Source organism: Pseudarthrobacter sp. S3, from assembly GCF_050156905.1.
Lineage (GTDB): Bacteria > Actinomycetota > Actinomycetes > Actinomycetales > Micrococcaceae > Arthrobacter.
In genome coordinates this window covers 2,783,781-2,797,538 of sequence record NZ_CP189583.1, presented here as the reverse complement: position 1 = coordinate 2,797,538, position 13,758 = coordinate 2,783,781, and the positions used below count along the sequence as shown (strand labels likewise).

16 protein-coding genes, 1 other RNA gene and 1 riboswitch are annotated in these 13,758 nt (G+C 65.7%); of the genes, 6 read left to right on the top strand and 11 right to left on the bottom strand.

The window, feature by feature from the left end; all coding sequences use genetic code 11:
* The first annotated feature begins 6 nt into the window (after positions 1-6).
* From ACQCSV_RS13415 to ACQCSV_RS13400, 4 genes are all read left to right on the top strand, one after another.
* Positions 7-1,434, top strand: a complete 1,428-nt coding sequence (locus ACQCSV_RS13415) for a peptidoglycan DD-metalloendopeptidase family protein (RefSeq protein ID WP_354153575.1) — start codon at positions 7-9, stop codon at positions 1,432-1,434.
* A gap of 87 nt (positions 1,435-1,521) precedes the next feature.
* Positions 1,522-1,992 carry an SsrA-binding protein SmpB gene (gene smpB / locus ACQCSV_RS13410; RefSeq protein WP_160672161.1) on the top strand — a complete coding sequence of 157 codons (471 nt, stop codon included), beginning with the start codon at positions 1,522-1,524 and terminating at the stop codon, positions 1,990-1,992.
* Between the two features lie 87 nt (positions 1,993-2,079).
* Positions 2,080-2,448: a transfer-messenger RNA gene (gene ssrA / locus ACQCSV_RS13405) on the top strand.
* Positions 2,449-2,652: 204 nt separating this feature from the next.
* Complete coding sequence (locus ACQCSV_RS13400) at positions 2,653-3,633, top strand: trypsin-like peptidase domain-containing protein (protein WP_354153576.1); 981 nt, start codon at positions 2,653-2,655, stop codon at positions 3,631-3,633.
* A gap of 3 nt (positions 3,634-3,636) precedes the next feature.
* Here the strand turns inward: ACQCSV_RS13400 and ACQCSV_RS13395 are convergent, their stop codons facing one another.
* The 11 genes from ACQCSV_RS13395 to ACQCSV_RS13345 form a co-directional block, all read right to left on the bottom strand.
* Positions 3,637-3,774 (bottom strand): hypothetical protein, encoded by a 138-nt coding sequence (locus ACQCSV_RS13395; RefSeq protein WP_185260969.1) that lies wholly within the window; start codon positions 3,772-3,774, stop codon positions 3,637-3,639.
* A gap of 81 nt (positions 3,775-3,855) precedes the next feature.
* Positions 3,856-4,224: a hypothetical protein gene (locus ACQCSV_RS13390; protein ID WP_354153577.1), complete on the bottom strand. Its 369-nt coding sequence runs from the start codon at positions 4,222-4,224 to the stop codon at positions 3,856-3,858.
* Between the two features lie 42 nt (positions 4,225-4,266).
* A complete protein-coding gene (locus tag ACQCSV_RS13385) occupies positions 4,267-4,665 on the bottom strand; it encodes a CrcB family protein (protein WP_354223784.1) in 399 nt (132 codons plus the stop codon).
* Complete coding sequence (locus ACQCSV_RS13380) at positions 4,662-5,081, bottom strand: CrcB family protein (RefSeq protein WP_354223786.1); 420 nt, start codon at positions 5,079-5,081, stop codon at positions 4,662-4,664. Before ACQCSV_RS13380 ends, ACQCSV_RS13385 begins: the two co-directional genes overlap by 4 nt.
* A complete protein-coding gene (locus ACQCSV_RS13375; protein WP_426938560.1) occupies positions 5,082-5,795 on the bottom strand; it encodes a metal-dependent transcriptional regulator in 714 nt (237 codons plus the stop codon).
* A 31-nt stretch (positions 5,796-5,826) separates the two neighbouring features.
* Positions 5,827-6,585 (bottom strand): class I SAM-dependent methyltransferase, encoded by a 759-nt coding sequence (locus ACQCSV_RS13370; protein ID WP_354223788.1) that lies wholly within the window; start codon positions 6,583-6,585, stop codon positions 5,827-5,829.
* Positions 6,586-6,692: 107 nt separating this feature from the next.
* On the bottom strand, positions 6,693-8,117 hold the full coding sequence (locus tag ACQCSV_RS13365; protein WP_426938559.1) for an aminotransferase class V-fold PLP-dependent enzyme: 1,425 nt from the start codon (positions 8,115-8,117) through the stop codon (positions 6,693-6,695).
* Positions 8,118-8,152: 35 nt separating this feature from the next.
* A riboswitch (SAM riboswitch) is annotated at positions 8,153-8,266 on the bottom strand.
* Positions 8,267-8,422: 156 nt separating this feature from the next.
* A complete protein-coding gene (gene hisN, locus ACQCSV_RS13360) occupies positions 8,423-9,235 on the bottom strand; it encodes a histidinol-phosphatase (protein WP_185260962.1) in 813 nt (270 codons plus the stop codon).
* Positions 9,236-9,289: 54 nt separating this feature from the next.
* The gene (rsgA, locus tag ACQCSV_RS13355; protein ID WP_426938558.1) at positions 9,290-10,405 is read right to left on the bottom strand and encodes a ribosome small subunit-dependent GTPase A; all 1,116 of its coding nucleotides are present in this window, start codon (positions 10,403-10,405) and stop codon (positions 9,290-9,292) included.
* Complete coding sequence (aroA, locus tag ACQCSV_RS13350; RefSeq protein ID WP_426938557.1) at positions 10,389-11,789, bottom strand: 3-phosphoshikimate 1-carboxyvinyltransferase; 1,401 nt, start codon at positions 11,787-11,789, stop codon at positions 10,389-10,391. The genes rsgA and aroA overlap by 17 nt, the downstream gene beginning before the upstream one ends.
* A gap of 6 nt (positions 11,790-11,795) precedes the next feature.
* Positions 11,796-12,332 (bottom strand): DoxX family protein, encoded by a 537-nt coding sequence (locus ACQCSV_RS13345; protein ID WP_354153585.1) that lies wholly within the window; start codon positions 12,330-12,332, stop codon positions 11,796-11,798.
* 316 nt (positions 12,333-12,648) lie between these two features.
* Here ACQCSV_RS13345 and ACQCSV_RS13340 point away from each other — a divergent pair, with 316 nt between their 5' ends.
* Both ACQCSV_RS13340 and rsrA read left to right on the top strand, forming a co-directional pair.
* On the top strand, positions 12,649-13,473 hold the full coding sequence (locus ACQCSV_RS13340) for a sigma-70 family RNA polymerase sigma factor (protein WP_354153586.1): 825 nt from the start codon (positions 12,649-12,651) through the stop codon (positions 13,471-13,473).
* A complete protein-coding gene (gene rsrA / locus ACQCSV_RS13335) occupies positions 13,470-13,730 on the top strand; it encodes a mycothiol system anti-sigma-R factor (RefSeq protein WP_185260958.1) in 261 nt (86 codons plus the stop codon). The genes ACQCSV_RS13340 and rsrA overlap by 4 nt, the downstream gene beginning before the upstream one ends.
* Positions 13,731-13,758: the final 28 nt, after the last annotated feature.

Here is a 13,758-nt window from a genome sequence, read left to right as displayed (position 1 = left end):
ATCCTGATGAACGAATTGCACCGAACTGTGCCCCGGCACCGGGCCGAACGCACGCGACCTTCAGGCCGCCGCGGTGGGCTGATCAGCGGCGTCCTGGCACTGCTGCTCGCCGCCAGCATGGGTGCCTCAGCCCCGGTGGCGCATGCTGATGAGCTCGATGACAAGCGTGCCGCCCTTGAAGCTGAGGCGGCCCGGGTCCAGCAGTCCTTGGAATTCGTGGATTCGCGCATCGCTAAGGCCGCCGGCGACCTGGTGATCTACCAGGGCCAGCTGCCAGGCGCCCAGCAGGCCCTCCTGGAGGCCCAGGGGCGCGTGGCCAGTGCGGTCAAGGAAGTCGAAGCGCTGACGGCGCGAGTTGACCTTGCGCAGCAGAACAAGGCCAAAATCACGCAGCAGCTTGAGGCTGATAAGCAGAAAATCGCCGACACCAAAAAGCTGATCGGCCAGATCGCCACCCAGGCCTACAAATCCGGTGGCGTTCCGTCGAACCTGACCCTCTTCTTCGGGGCCAACAACGGCGGCAGCCTGACCGACACCATGGACCTCGCGGACCAGGCCATGCGCAGCCAGAACGCCGCCATGGACAAGCTGTCCCAGCAAAGCGCCACCAACGTGAACTCCCAGGCCCGGCTTGAAGCCGTTGAGGCGGAGATCAGGGACCTCAAGGCCAAGGCCGACGCCGCCCTGGAACGGGAAAAGGCAGCGCGTGACGAGGCCGCTGCCAAGAAGGCCCAAGTTGATCAGTTGATCGCCGACACAACCAGACTCGACGCTGAACTCCAGGCGGCCAAGCCAGGCATCCAGTCCCAAATTGCGGCGGTTGCAGCAAGCCAGAACTCCGTCGCCAACGAAATCGCCGAACGTGACCGAAGGCTCCGCGAGGCCTGGGAAGCCGAGCAGCGCCGCCTCGCCGAGGCTGCCGCTGCAGCGGCGGCCGCCCGGGCGGCCGCCCAGGGCCAGGCTCCGCCGGCACAAGCGCCGTACGTTCCGGTGACCGGATCGCCGTCGGCCTTTGGCCTGCGGCACCCCTTCTCCGGTGACGTGCCCATCACGTCCGGCTTCGGCTGGCGTGCCACGCCGCCGGGAACCATCGACTTCTACGGCACCGGCGGTTACCTCCACACCGGCATCGACTTCGGCGCCGCCTGCGGCACACCGGTCTACGCAGCGGCAGCCGGCGAGGTCTTCTCCTCAGGCTGGAACTCCGCCGACGGCGGCGGCTGGCGCGTGAAGCTCTCCCACGGAGTGGTGCAGGGCAACTCATTGACCACCATTTATTATCACAACAGCAGCATCGTGGTCTCCAACGGCCAGCAGGTATCGCAGGGACAGCTCATCGCCTACTCGGGCAGCACCGGCAACTCAACGGGCTGCCACGCACACTTTGAAACCTGGCTCAACGGCACCGCAGTTGACCCGATGCGCCTGCTGTAACGCCGGTCCGCGCCTGCCGTACACTGGTATGACTCCGCGCCGGAACGGCCGGAGCCAACCAGGATCCAAGAACTGAGGTGTTCCACCGTGCCCAAAGAAAGTGGCCGTAAAGTAGTGGCCACCAACCGTAAGGCCCGGCATGACTACCTCGTGCTGGACACCTACGAGGCAGGCATCGCCCTGATGGGGACCGAGGTCAAGTCCCTGCGCGAAGGCCATGCCTCCATGGTGGACGGCTTCTGCACGTTCTATAACGATGAGCTGTGGATGGAGGGCATCCATATCCCCGAGTACAACCAGGGGAGCTGGACCAACCATTCCGCACGCCGCCGTCGCAAGCTGCTGCTGCACCGTGAGGAGCTCAACAAGATCTCCGTGAAGATCCGCGAGTCCGGCTTCACCGTGGTTCCGCTGCAGCTGTACTTCCTCGACGGCCGGGCCAAGGTGGAAATCGCGATCGCCCGCGGTAAGCGTGAGTACGACAAACGACAGACCCTGCGTGAACAGCAGGATAACCGCGAAGCCCTTCGCGAGGTCCGGGAACGCAACCGCCGGTAGGAATGTTTTCCGCCGGACATGCGTTAGGATAAATAGTCCGGCAGGGATTTGTGCCTCCACAGCCCGGCCGGTTTGAAAACAAAATACGGGGATGATCGGTTTCGACGATGTTAGTCGCGACAGGTGAAGCGGGCCGAGGATGCAGAATTATCTCGTAAACGCTGTCTGCAAACCAATAAGTGCCAAATCAAACCGCACTGACTTCGCTCTCGCTGCCTAAGCAGTAAGACAGTCCGTCAGCCCGAGGTTGCTATTGCCCCGGATCCTGGCGTCATTTAGATAGCCACTGCTGCTTGCCTCCGTCATCGGGGCAAACGGGACTCTTAGATGACTGGGCCCGGATCAGCCACCTGTTTGCAGGAGGGCTGGGGCCGAGAAAATCCGACGCAAACTGCGCCCGGAGAAGACCTGTTAACACGACATCGGACGGGGGTTCAATTCCCCCCATCTCCACATTTTGAATGTCGCAAGACATTGCCAGAAGACCCGGACCCAGCGTCTGGGTCTTCTGGCATTTAAGTGCCGTGTCTGCGCCCTTGTTCACCCACGGCGTAGCCGTTCCGGGACTACCGGACGCCACCGCGTGGTTGTCGCCAATAAGCTCCGGCGCAGCACAAGGTCTGGAAACCGGAGGCAGCCACGCCAGCCAGGAGGTGCGCCATGGACCCGGCCAGTGAATCCCGTGCGGAAGAGTACGACGACGGTCCGCTGGACTCGTATTCGGAGACCGTCATGCGCGTGGCCGAGACGGTCACCCCGCATGTTGCGGCCATTGAAATGACCGGAAACCGACGCAACGGCCGTTTCCGGATGGGTGCCGGCTCGGCAGTGCTGTTCACGGAAGACGGTTACCTGCTGACCAATTCACACGTGGTAGCCGGCACGCACCAAGGCCATGCCGCCTTTGCCGACGGCAGCAGGACCGATCTTGAACTGGTGGGGGCGGATCCTTTGTCTGACCTCGCGGTGGTCCACGGCCGGGCGCCGAAAGTGGCCCCAGCGCAGTTCGGCGATGCCGAGACGCTCCGGGTGGGCCAGCTGGTCATTGCGGTGGGAAATCCGCTGGGCCTGGCCGGATCAGTCACAGCTGGCGTGGTCAGCGGCCTGGGGCGCGCCATTCCGGTGTGGTCCAGCGGCAACCGGCGCGTGATCGAGGACGTCATCCAGACTGACGCGGCACTCAATGCCGGCAGTTCCGGCGGAGCCCTGGCCGATACTCACGGCCGCATCGTGGGAATTAACACCGCAGTGGCCGGCGCGGGGCTGGGCCTGGCCGTGCCCATCAATACCACTACGCGGCGCATCATCTCGGCGCTGCTGAAGGACGGCCGTGTCAGGCGGGCTTATCTCGGCGTGGTCAGCACGCCGTTCCGGCTCAATGCCAGCGCGGTGATCAGGACGGGACAACGGGACGGGCTGCGCGTGGTGGAGATTCTGGCCGGTTCGCCAGCAGATCGCGGGGGCCTGCGGGCGGGTGACGTCATCCTGACAGCCGGAAGCCGCCCCGTCAGCAACGCCGAGAGCCTGCAGAAGCTGCTGTTCGTCGATGCGATCGGCCAGCCGCTGCCGATTCGGGTGCTGAGGGACGGCCAGGAAGTGGACATTGTGGCAGTGCCCGAAGAGATGGCCGGGAACGGGTAACCGCTACCGGCGCTTCTTCAGGTGGGCTACCGGGTCCTGCGGGCCTTCAATCGGGCTCTTGGCCTTCTTCTCCGCGCGTTTTTCCTTGATGGTTTTAACCGGTTTCTTGTGCAGCTGCTGATGTGGTGACTTATCCGGCATGGCGTGCTCCTTACAGTGGGGGACGGGCTGCGTCCCACTTCGTAAAATACGCCTGTTCAGCCCCGAATGTAATGCCCCGGATCAGTCCGGAACTGCAACGTCCGCAATGCCCACAAAACGGGTCCCGACGCCGTCGAACTCGCTCCTGATAAGGCCAGCCCGCAGCGGGGGCACCTCGTCCGGGGAATGGTGCTCGCACACCACATACGTGAATTCCGGCCACCATTTCTTAGGCCGGGCCGCTTCTTCATAGCCGCAGACGGCGCATTCCAGGTGCACCCAGACCGGACGCTTGCCGGTCCGGTTGGCCCTCGACTGGATCAGCCATGCCGGCGGGTTGTCCAGGATTTCGCCCAGCTCCGCCTCGGTCATTCGTTTGGGGATGCCATGGCGCTGGGCCATTTCCATCGGTACATCAAGGGCAATTGCCGCGTCACGTCTGCTAATCATCAGAGTCAACGATACGGGACGGGGCCAAACCGAAGGAGCTTCCTACGACGCCAGGGCGATGCCCACAGCCGCCGCGGCGAAACCGGCGGCCAGGTTGGCGCCGACGTTCAAGGCTGCGGCCCCGAACCGCGACTCACTGAGCAGCCGCACCGTCGCGGTGGTCCAGGAGCTGAACGTGGTGAGGCCGCCGGCAAAACCGGTGGCGACGGCGGTCTGCCACTCGGGAGCGAGGCCCAGCTGTTTGGTGATGCCGATGGACAGCCCTATGATCAGGCACCCGGTGACGTTGACTGTCAGCGTGGCCCACGGCCAGTGCCGCGGCGTCCCGCTGGAGCCCACGGCGCCACGGAGCCCCGAACGGTGGGCGAACCAGCTGTCGACGGCGAAGCGCAGCAGGGCGCCCGCCATGCCGAACACTCCCACCAGGACCGCGCCCATCATGATGCTGCCTCCAGCCGGTCGGTGAGCAGCCGCCCGGTCCGCCAGCCACCGGCCGCGGCGCCCAGACCCAAAACCAGGGACAGCCCCAGGTAAGCCATCCACACCGGATATTCACCAGCCGTGGCCAGCTGGTCAATCGAGAACATTACGGCTGAGAACGTGGTGAACGAGCCCAGAAGTCCTGGCCCGAGGCCGGCGCGTAGCCAGAATGCAGTCCGCGGCCGGGCGATCCAAACCGTGGTGAGGCCGGCCAGCACAAAGCTGCCAGCCACATTGATTCCCAGGGTGGTCAAGGGAATTGTCCCCGCGGCTTCCGGAAACGCGAGTCCCAGGCCGTACCGGAGTTCGGTTCCGGCCAGGCCGCCCGTCGCCACGGCCACCCAGGCCTGCCATGCCGGCGCGCGGGTGTTCGTCATTCAGGTGCCACTGAGGGTGCAGCCGGTGTGGGGGTGGTCGCTGTGGACCCAGAGCGCAGCGGTGACTTCATCCGCGAGATCATAATCTCGCTTCCTGCCGGGGCTGCTGATCCGCACCACCAGCGCGCCGCCGAACGGCTTGCGGCCCACGACCTCCACCTCGGCATCGAGATCGATTTCCTCGGCGGAAAGATACCGGAGCAGATCCGGGTTCTCGTCGCTGATGCGGGTGATCCGGCCGGTGTGTCCGAGATCGAGTTCGCCGAGCAGATGGGCCTTCGGCAGCAGCACCGTGCCGTCCGCGGCGGGGATCGGGTCGCCGTGCGGGTCGCGTTGCGGGTTGCCGAGTTTCGTCGCCATGCGCTCGATAAACGTGTCCGACACCGCATGCTCAAGCAATTCGGCTTCGTCGTGGACTTCGTCCCAGCTGTAGCCGAACTCCTGGACGAGGTAGGTCTCAATAAGCCGGTGCCGGCGCACCATGGACAGTGCCAGCTGGACACCGGAGTCCGTGAGGGTGATGGCGCTGTAGGGCTTGTGGTCCACCAGGCCCTGGTCCTTGAGCTTGCGGACCATCTCTGAGACCGAAGAATTGGCCACCCCCAGGCGCTGCGCGAGCTGGGAGGACGTAATTGGTTTATCCTGCCACTCCGTGAAGCCGTAGATGACCTTGACGTAGTCCTCGATCGAGGAGGAGGGCGCGCTGGTCTTCACGCCTCCAAGCCTACCCGGTGGTCTGCGCCCGTCACGCCTTCGCTGCCCGCCACGTCAGCGTCAGGTACGGCAGGCTGATGTCCCCTTCCACGGCGTGCCCCAGATGCGTGTGCAGATACCAGTCCAGATTGGCCAGGACCTTGCTGCGGGTGGCTTCGCCAGCGCTCAGGTAGTAGCTGCGGGACTTCGTTAGTTCCATGATGTCCGCCGTGCTGAGGCTGTCCTCCCACCCCGCCACATGGCTTTGGAGGCCTTCAAACTCCGGGCCCACCACCGGTCGGAAGCCGGGCTTGTAGACGTCGCCTGCGTGCATGATGCGGGACAACCGGTGGACCCACGGCACGGACGTGTCCAGCTGGTTCCAGATCAGGGCCATGGTTCCGCCGGGCCGCAGGATCCGCGCCAGTTCGGTGCTCGCTGGAAGCGGATCGCACCAGTGCCAGGCCTGCGCAACGCTCACGACGTCGAACGAGGACTCAGGGAGGCCGGTGGCCTCTGCGGTCCCCGGGGTCGCGTAAACCCCCGGGTAGTGTGCCCGCAGCTGGTCCAGCATGTCCGGGGACGGGTCCACGGCGGAAACCGCCAGGCCGCGTTCCATCAGCAGGGCGGTGAACTTGCCGGTCCCGGCGCCCACGTCCACTGCGTCTTTGGCTCCGGAAGGGATCAGCCAGTCCGCTGATTCGGCGGGGTAGCCAGGGCGTACGCGCTGGTAATGTTCGCCGCCGTCCTGGAAACTCTGCCCGAGTTCCAGGCGGCGTCCGTGCTCAAGCCTGGGGCCACCCCGTGCCACGTCCGGCCTCCTTCAACTCTGCCAATGCCGTATCCGTCGAATTTACCGTATAGGCCTCCACCCGGTGGGTGGCCGTCAGATCAGGAGGTACAGGACGAAAGGCTCAGTCAGTCGTCAAGGCACGGAGCCGCGCCGGCCGTACCCGGCGTGTTGGGCGCCCAGTGCGGGTAGGTGCGGGTGTCGTTAGCCGGAACCCAGCGGCCCGCGTCCACCACGTAGTCCCAGCCCAGGCCGGTCCGGCGGAGTTGCTCCAGGCCTGCAAGGAGCCGCTGGGCATCCTCCAGCCGGGAGCCCACGCCGAAGCTGGCCCGCAGCGAACCGGAGGGAAGGCCGAGGCGCTTGAGGAGTGGGTGCGCGCAAAAGCGGCCGTCCCGGAGGCCAACTCCGTGCTCGGCCGACAGGTACGCGGCCACGAGTCCGGCGTCGTATCCTGCCACGGAGAAGTTCACCACGCCGATGGTGCCGGTGTCGGCGTCCGTATCCGAGAAGATCTGGTGCACGGTGACGCCGTCGATCTTCCCGAGCCCGTCAACCAGGAATGACCGGATGGCCGCTTCGTGGGCGTGCCAGCGGTCCTGGTCCAAGGATGCGATGACCTGGGTGGCCCGTGCCAGGGTAGCCGCACCCAGGACGTTGGGGGAGCCTCCCTCGTGCCGGGCCGGGCCGGTGGCCCAGCTGACGCCGTCGAGCTTGGCCTCGCGGACGGCGCCGCCGCCGGCCAGATGGGGAGTACCGGCGTCGAGCCAGTCCGTGCGGCCCACCAGGACCCCGGAGCCGAAGGGCGCGTAGAGCTTGTGGCCGGAGAAGGCAAGGTAGTCGACGTCGTCGGTGCTGATATTGATGCGTCGGTGCGGCGCCAACTGCGCGGCGTCCACCACGATCCGCGCCCCGTACTCATGGGCGAGGGCGGCCAGGGCATTGACCGGCAGGATCTCGCCGGTGACGTTGGAGGCGCCCGTGACCGCGAGGAGACTGACGTTGCCCTGCTCAAGTTCGGCGCGCAGGACCTCAAGGGTCCCCACGATGGTGTCCGCGGCGACGACGCTGCGGTGCGGGACGCCCTGCCACGGCAGGAGGTTGGCGTGGTGCTCGATGTCCAGGTAGAGGACATCTCCATCCGGCCGGCCATCCGTCGCTGGCAGGCAACCTGCGAGCAGGTTCAGCGAGTCGGTGGTGTTCCGGGTGAAGATGACGGAGTCGTCCGGGCGTCCGCCCACAAAATCGCGCACGATGTTCCGGGCGTTCTCGTAGACAGAGGTGCTGATCTGCGACGCAAAGCCCGCGCCGCGGTGGACGCTGGCGTAGAACGGCAGGATCTCGTTGAGGTAGGCGGACACCACGGAGAGGGCAGGAGCGGATGCGCCGTAGTCCAGGTTTGCGTAGCGGACATGGCCGCCCTGGATCAACGGTGCCTGGATTTCCGCGCCGGTGACGGCGGATAGGGGGCGTCCGGAGACCGTAGCGGCATCGTGGATCAGCGCAGCGGCGTTGTTGGGGGAAAAACTGGCGGGGGAGACGGTGGCAGTTGTCAAGGAGACCTCACTCTAAAAGGACTCCCGGTACCGGGAATCCGCGCTTGCCGTGTCCATTCCGGACCGGCCTGGTCGTCACCCGGGGCACCCCACCGCGAATGGAGGGTTGCCGGCCAGCAAACCGGGGTTTAGCGCTGGCACTCGTGACCTGTTAAGAGCGTAGAACATGTGCCGGGGCGAGAAGGAAGCCCGCCCCAATGTTAAGGGCTTTGTTACGCACGTTTGAGGAATGGAATATTTGTCGAAGATACGACGGCGGACGCCCCAATCAGGGGGCGTCCGCCGTCGATAATTCGTAAAACGACCTAAAGAAGGTCGTCCAGATCCGGGTTCAGCCGCTTGAGGACTTCGGAGTGCAGGATGGAATTCGTGGCCAGGGCGTTGCCGCCGAACGGTCCGTCCTGGCCCTCCAGGGAGGTGAAGCGGCCGCCGGCTTCGACCACGATGGGCACCAGTGCGGCCATGTCGTACAGATTCAGTTCCGGTTCGCAGGCGATGTCAACGGCACCTTCGGCCACCATGCAGTAGGACCAGAAATCGCCATAGGCGCGTGTTCGCCACACGTCTTCGGTCAGTCCCAGGAATTCATCCAGGTTGCCGCGTTCCTTCCAGCCGCCCAGGCTGGAATAAGACAGGGAGGCATCCGAGAGCTTGGAGACGTCCGAGACCCGGAGCCGCGTTGCGGCCGCGAGGGACTTGCCCATGTAGGCGCCGGAACCCTTGGCGGCCCACCAGCGCTTGCCCAGCGCGGGTGCACTGACCACTCCCACCACGGGTTCGCCTTCGTCCACGAGGGCTATCAGGGTGGCCCACACCGGGACGCCGCGGACAAAGTTCTTGGTGCCGTCGATGGGATCAATGATCCAGCGGCGGGAGCCATGGCCCGAACTGCCGAATTCCTCGCCCAGCACGGCGTCGCGGGGACGCGAGCGGGACAGCTGGCCGCGGATGGCTTCCTCCGCGGACTTGTCCGCGTCCGTGACCGGCGTCAGGTCCGGCTTGGTCTCGATGCGGAGGTCCAGTGCCTTGAAGCGGCTCATGGTCTGGTCATCCACGGAATCTGCCAGCACATGGGCAAGGCGCAGGTCATCGTTGTAGCTCGAAGCGGGTTGGATCATGGTTACAAACTACCGTCTCCGGGCCGTGGGGTTGGGGACGTCGGCTTTTGGCCGCTAGCCTATGCTGCCCAGTTCCTTGGTTTCCTGGCCAACCAGGCGCGGATCAGTGCCGAGCAGCCGCCGCAGGGATGCTAGCCGGGCCGGGCCGGTGGGGCCCGCTTGACCGGCCGCCACCCAGGAATCCACACCGCAGTTGACAGCCGAGGTGTTGTGCTTGCAACCACGCTCGCAGGCATCCGTGCCCGGTTCCAGGTCCGGGAAGGACCGCAGGATCCGGTCAGGGTCCACATGGGCCAGACCGAACGAACGGATGCCAGGGGTATCGATGATCCAGCTTCCGGCGGGAGCTCCCGTCAGCTTCAGGGCAAGGGCCGACGACGACGTGTGGCGGCCGCGGCCGGTCACCGCGTTCACACCACCGGTGGCCCGTTCGGCCCCGGTGAGCGCATTGACCATGGTGGACTTGCCCACGCCGGAATGGCCCAGCATCACCGAGACCTTGCCCTCGAGGTACGCGCGGAGCTGCGAAACCGCGTCTCCGTCCAGGCGGGCAGAGAGGCCGTCATCGGAGCGGGCATCAATACCTGAGGCCTCGGAGTCCGACGTACGGCTGATGATCACCGGGAAGTCCAGGTGTTCGTAGTTGGACAACAGTTCCGCGGGATCCCTGACATCCGCCTTGGTGACGAGCAGCAGCGGCTCGATGCCGGCGTCGTACGCGGCCACCAGGGCACGGTCAATGAAGCCGGTGCGTGGCTCCGGGTTTGCGGCGGCCACCACCACCACCAGCTGATCGGCGTTGGCCACCACCGCACGCTCGATCGGATCAGTGTCATCGGCGCTGCGGCGCAGCAAGGTCCGGCGTTCCTGGATCCGGACCAGCCGGGCCAGCGTGTCGGGCTCCCCGGACACATCGCCGACAAGGGAGACGAAGTCGCCGGCCACCACGGGGGAGCGGCGCAGTTCGCGGGCCCTCGCGGCGATGATGATCCGTTCGTCGCCCGAGTCCTCACCGACGACGGCGGTGTACCGGCCGCGGTCCACGGTGATGATGCGGCCCGTGACGGCGTCGTCGTGGCTGGGGCGGTCCTTCGTGCGCGGCCGGGAGCCCTTTTTGCTGGGCCGGATCCGGACGTCGGACTCGTCCCAGGAATCAGTGCTGCGTGCCACCAGCGGAACCTTCCGTGGCGTCGCCGGCGGCCGCGCCCTGGGTGAGCATGTCCGCCCACATCTGCGGGAATTCCGGCATGGTCTTGGCCGTGGTGGCGATGTCCTGGACCTCGATGCCCGGTACTGCGAGGCCGAGGATGGCGCCGGCAGTGGCCATCCTATGATCCGCATAACTGTGGACGACGCCGGCGTGCAGCTTTGCCGGGCGGATCACGAGGCCGTCGCTGGTCTCTTCCGCGTCGCCGCCGAGGCGGTTGATTTCGGTGACGAGCGCGGCCAGCCGGTCCGTCTCGTGGCCGCGCAGGTGCGCGATGCCGGTCAGCTGTGAAGGTCCGGTGGCCAGGGCGCAGAGGGCCGCCACGGTGGGGGCGAGCTCGCTGGTTTCGTGAAAATCCGCGCCCTTGATCTCTGGCCCGCCGGTGACGGTCAGGACGCCGTCAGCCAGGATGACGTCCGCGCCCATATCCGCCAGGATGCTGCGCCAGAGATCGCCCACCTGGGTGGTGCCGGTGGGCCAGTCCGGGATGCGGACGGTGCCGCCGGAGGCCAATGCTGCGGCCAGGAACGGGCCGGCGTTGGAGAGGTCCTGCTCGATGCGCTGATCAAAAGCGCGGATGGGGCCCGGGGCCACCACCCAGTGGTTCGGCACGGAATCGTCCACGGTCACGCCGACGCCGCGAAGTACGGCAACCGTCATGTTGATGTGGTCCAGGCTGGGCACCGGCTTGCCCACGTGCTCCAGGTGGAGTCCGTCAGTGAACCTGGCGCCGACCAGCAGGAGGGCGGAGACGAACTGGGATGACGCGCTGGCGTCGATCACCAGGTGGCCGCCTTGGACTTGCCCGCTACCTTCAACGGTGAACGGCAGTGACGAGGGGGTCCCGCCGTCGTCCGCGGTCAGCGCCACTCCGAGGGCTCTCAGGGCCTCGATGATGGTGCCCATGGGGCGCTTCCTGGCGTGGGGGTCGCCGTCGAACACGCTCACGCCGTTGCGCAGCGCCGCGAGCGGCGGAACAAAACGCATCACTGTTCCGGCGAGGCCGCAGTCAATGTGCGTGCTTGACGACGGCGCCCCCTGGCTCAGCGGCGTGACCTCAAGGTCCGGCCCGAATGCTCCGTCGCCGGGCACCTCCGTAATGGTGGCCCCCAGCTGGCGCAAAGCCTCGATCATCAGGGCGGAGTCCCGGGAATGCAGGGGTGCGCGGAGACGGGACGGCCCGTCAGCCAGCGCAGCCAGGACCAGGAACCTGTTGGTCAGGGACTTGGAACCAGGCACCGTGACGGTGGCGTTGATGGGCCTGCTGGCGAAGGGAGCCGGCCAGAACGGAACGGTGTCGGTGCTGATGCGGGGGTCCGTGGCTGCGGGCGGGGTGGAACCGGTCATCCGTCCTTACGCCCCCGTTGCGTGATCCACGGCGCGGCGCACGGCCTTGTCCGCCTTGTGGAACTTTTGGCCGGTGGTCTTCCGCGCACCTGCAGCAGACTTCCGTGCGTCTGCGGCGAGATGCTCGGCACGCCAGGCCAGGCCGGGCTTGCCGGCGGTGTCCACTGAGGCGAGCAGGGCGCCGCCGCTGAGGGAGACGTTCTTGAGCAGCTGGTTCCGGCGGGCCTGGCGGCCTTCCTTGGTGCTGATGTCCGCGCTGCGCCACTCCACAAAGGTATTAAGGAGGGAGATGACGGTCAGCAGTGATGCCGAGAGGCGGCTGAACTTGCCCAGGCCGAACAGTACGCCGGCACCCACCTGCGTTCCGCCGATCACGCGTGCCAGCATTTTCTCGTCGGCCTGGAACGGCAGCGACGCGGCCGCCTTCTGCAGGAGCGGCGAGAGCTGGGTGGCGGTGTCATCGGCGTTTTTCAGCTTGTCCAGTCCGGCGACGACGAAACTGGAAGCCAGCATGGGGCGGGCGAGAGTACGGACAAAGGACATGGATTTCCTCCTGGCTGGACGAACCGCACCGAATGCGGCGGAGTCCGTTCTAGTCTTGCACTTTTGAGGAATATTTGCCTGCCGCCAGCGGTTATGAATTGCGGGTCCGCCGAACACCGGACGAATTGACACACCACGGATTGCCGGGCAGATATTTGCCTGGAACGCCCTGGCCTGAGACAGAGTGGAGTTGCCCTTGAGGTTACTGAAGGACGGGACGGAGCCCACCGGGCCCGTGGCGCTGCAGGCTCTGGAATCCGATCTTCCGGAGTACGGAACACCACGTGCCAGGGCCGTCACAGTAGACTTGAACGCAATGAGCACCCTGGATCCGGCCCTCGAGGCCATGTATGAGGCATCCGAACGCGAAGCCAAATCAAGCAGCGACGCCACTGCCAGCAGCGATGCGCCAGCAGGGAGCGGCCCACAGCCTGAAGCGGAAGTCCCTGCGACCGTTGAGGCTGTGTCCGCTGAGCCTGTGAGTGCCGAGCCTGTGTCCGCTGAGCAACCCGTGGACGTGGCCACCGAATCGGCGGAAGAACGCCGGGTCCGTTTTGAGCGTGATGCCATGCAGTACGTGGATCAGCTGTACTCGGCCGCCATGCGCATGGCCAGGAACCCTGCCGACGCGGAAGACCTCGTCCAGGAGGCCTACACCAAGGCGTTCTCAGCGTTCCACCAGTACAAGCCCGGTACCAACCTCAAGGCCTGGCTGTACCGCATCCTGACCAACACGTACATCAACCTGTACCGCAAGCGGCAGCGCGAACCGCTGCAGTCGAACTCGGACACCATCGAGGACTGGCAGCTTGCCAGGGCTGAGTCGCACACGTCCCGCGGCCTGCGTTCAGCCGAGGCTGAGGCGCTGGACCACCTGCCGGACTCGGACGTCAAGCGGGCGCTCCAGTCGATCCCCGAGGAGTTCCGGCTGGCGGTGTACTTCGCTGACGTGGAGGGCTTCGCGTACAAGGAAATTTCAGACATTATGAACACGCCTATCGGGACGGTGATGTCCCGGCTCCACCGCGGCCGGAAAATGTTGCGGGACATGCTGGCGGATTATGCCGCCGAACGAGGATTCAAAGGCGCCGTCGAATCACAGGACACGGCCGCGACCACAAAACAGGAGAACAGGAAATGAGCGACTGCCAGGGATTGGGCGATTGCGATGACGCCCGGATGCAACGCATCTACGAATACCTCGACGGGGCGTTGACCCGCGAGGACATCACGGAAATCAAGACCCACCTCGATGAGTGCCCTGAGTGCACCGAGCAGTACGACCTCGAGTGCGTGATACGCACCATGGTGAAGCGCTCGTGCACCGAGGCCGCTCCGGAAAACCTGAAGAACGCCATTTTGGACCGGATCCACTCCATCCGCCCGGTGGACGCCTGACACAAGCGGCAGCCGTCTGCAGTAGTGC

Bases quoted from the DNA above. Each gene is read 5' to 3' on its own strand.
- ACQCSV_RS13415 (WP_354153575.1), top strand. From the start codon at position 7: ATGAACGAATTGCACCGAACTGTGCCCCGGCACCGGGCCGAACGCACG.
- ACQCSV_RS13390 (WP_354153577.1), bottom strand. From the start codon at position 4,224: ATGATTAGCAGACGTGACGCGGCAATTGCCCTTGATGTACCGATGGAA.
- aroA (WP_426938557.1), bottom strand. From the start codon at position 11,789: ATGACCGGTTCCACCCCGCCCGCAGCCACGGACCCCCGCATCAGCACC.
- ACQCSV_RS13340 (WP_354153586.1), top strand. From the start codon at position 12,649: ATGAGCACCCTGGATCCGGCCCTCGAGGCCATGTATGAGGCATCCGAA.
- ACQCSV_RS13380 (WP_354223786.1), bottom strand. From the start codon at position 5,081: ATGACGAACACCCGCGCGCCGGCATGGCAGGCCTGGGTGGCCGTGGCG.
- ACQCSV_RS13385 (WP_354223784.1), bottom strand. From the start codon at position 4,665: ATGATGGGCGCGGTCCTGGTGGGAGTGTTCGGCATGGCGGGCGCCCTG.
- ACQCSV_RS13400 (WP_354153576.1), top strand. From the start codon at position 2,653: ATGGACCCGGCCAGTGAATCCCGTGCGGAAGAGTACGACGACGGTCCG.
- rsrA (WP_185260958.1), top strand. From the start codon at position 13,470: ATGAGCGACTGCCAGGGATTGGGCGATTGCGATGACGCCCGGATGCAA.
- ACQCSV_RS13345 (WP_354153585.1), bottom strand. From the start codon at position 12,332: ATGTCCTTTGTCCGTACTCTCGCCCGCCCCATGCTGGCTTCCAGTTTC.
- ACQCSV_RS13395 (WP_185260969.1), bottom strand. From the start codon at position 3,774: ATGCCGGATAAGTCACCACATCAGCAGCTGCACAAGAAACCGGTTAAA.
- hisN (WP_185260962.1), bottom strand. From the start codon at position 9,235: ATGATCCAACCCGCTTCGAGCTACAACGATGACCTGCGCCTTGCCCAT.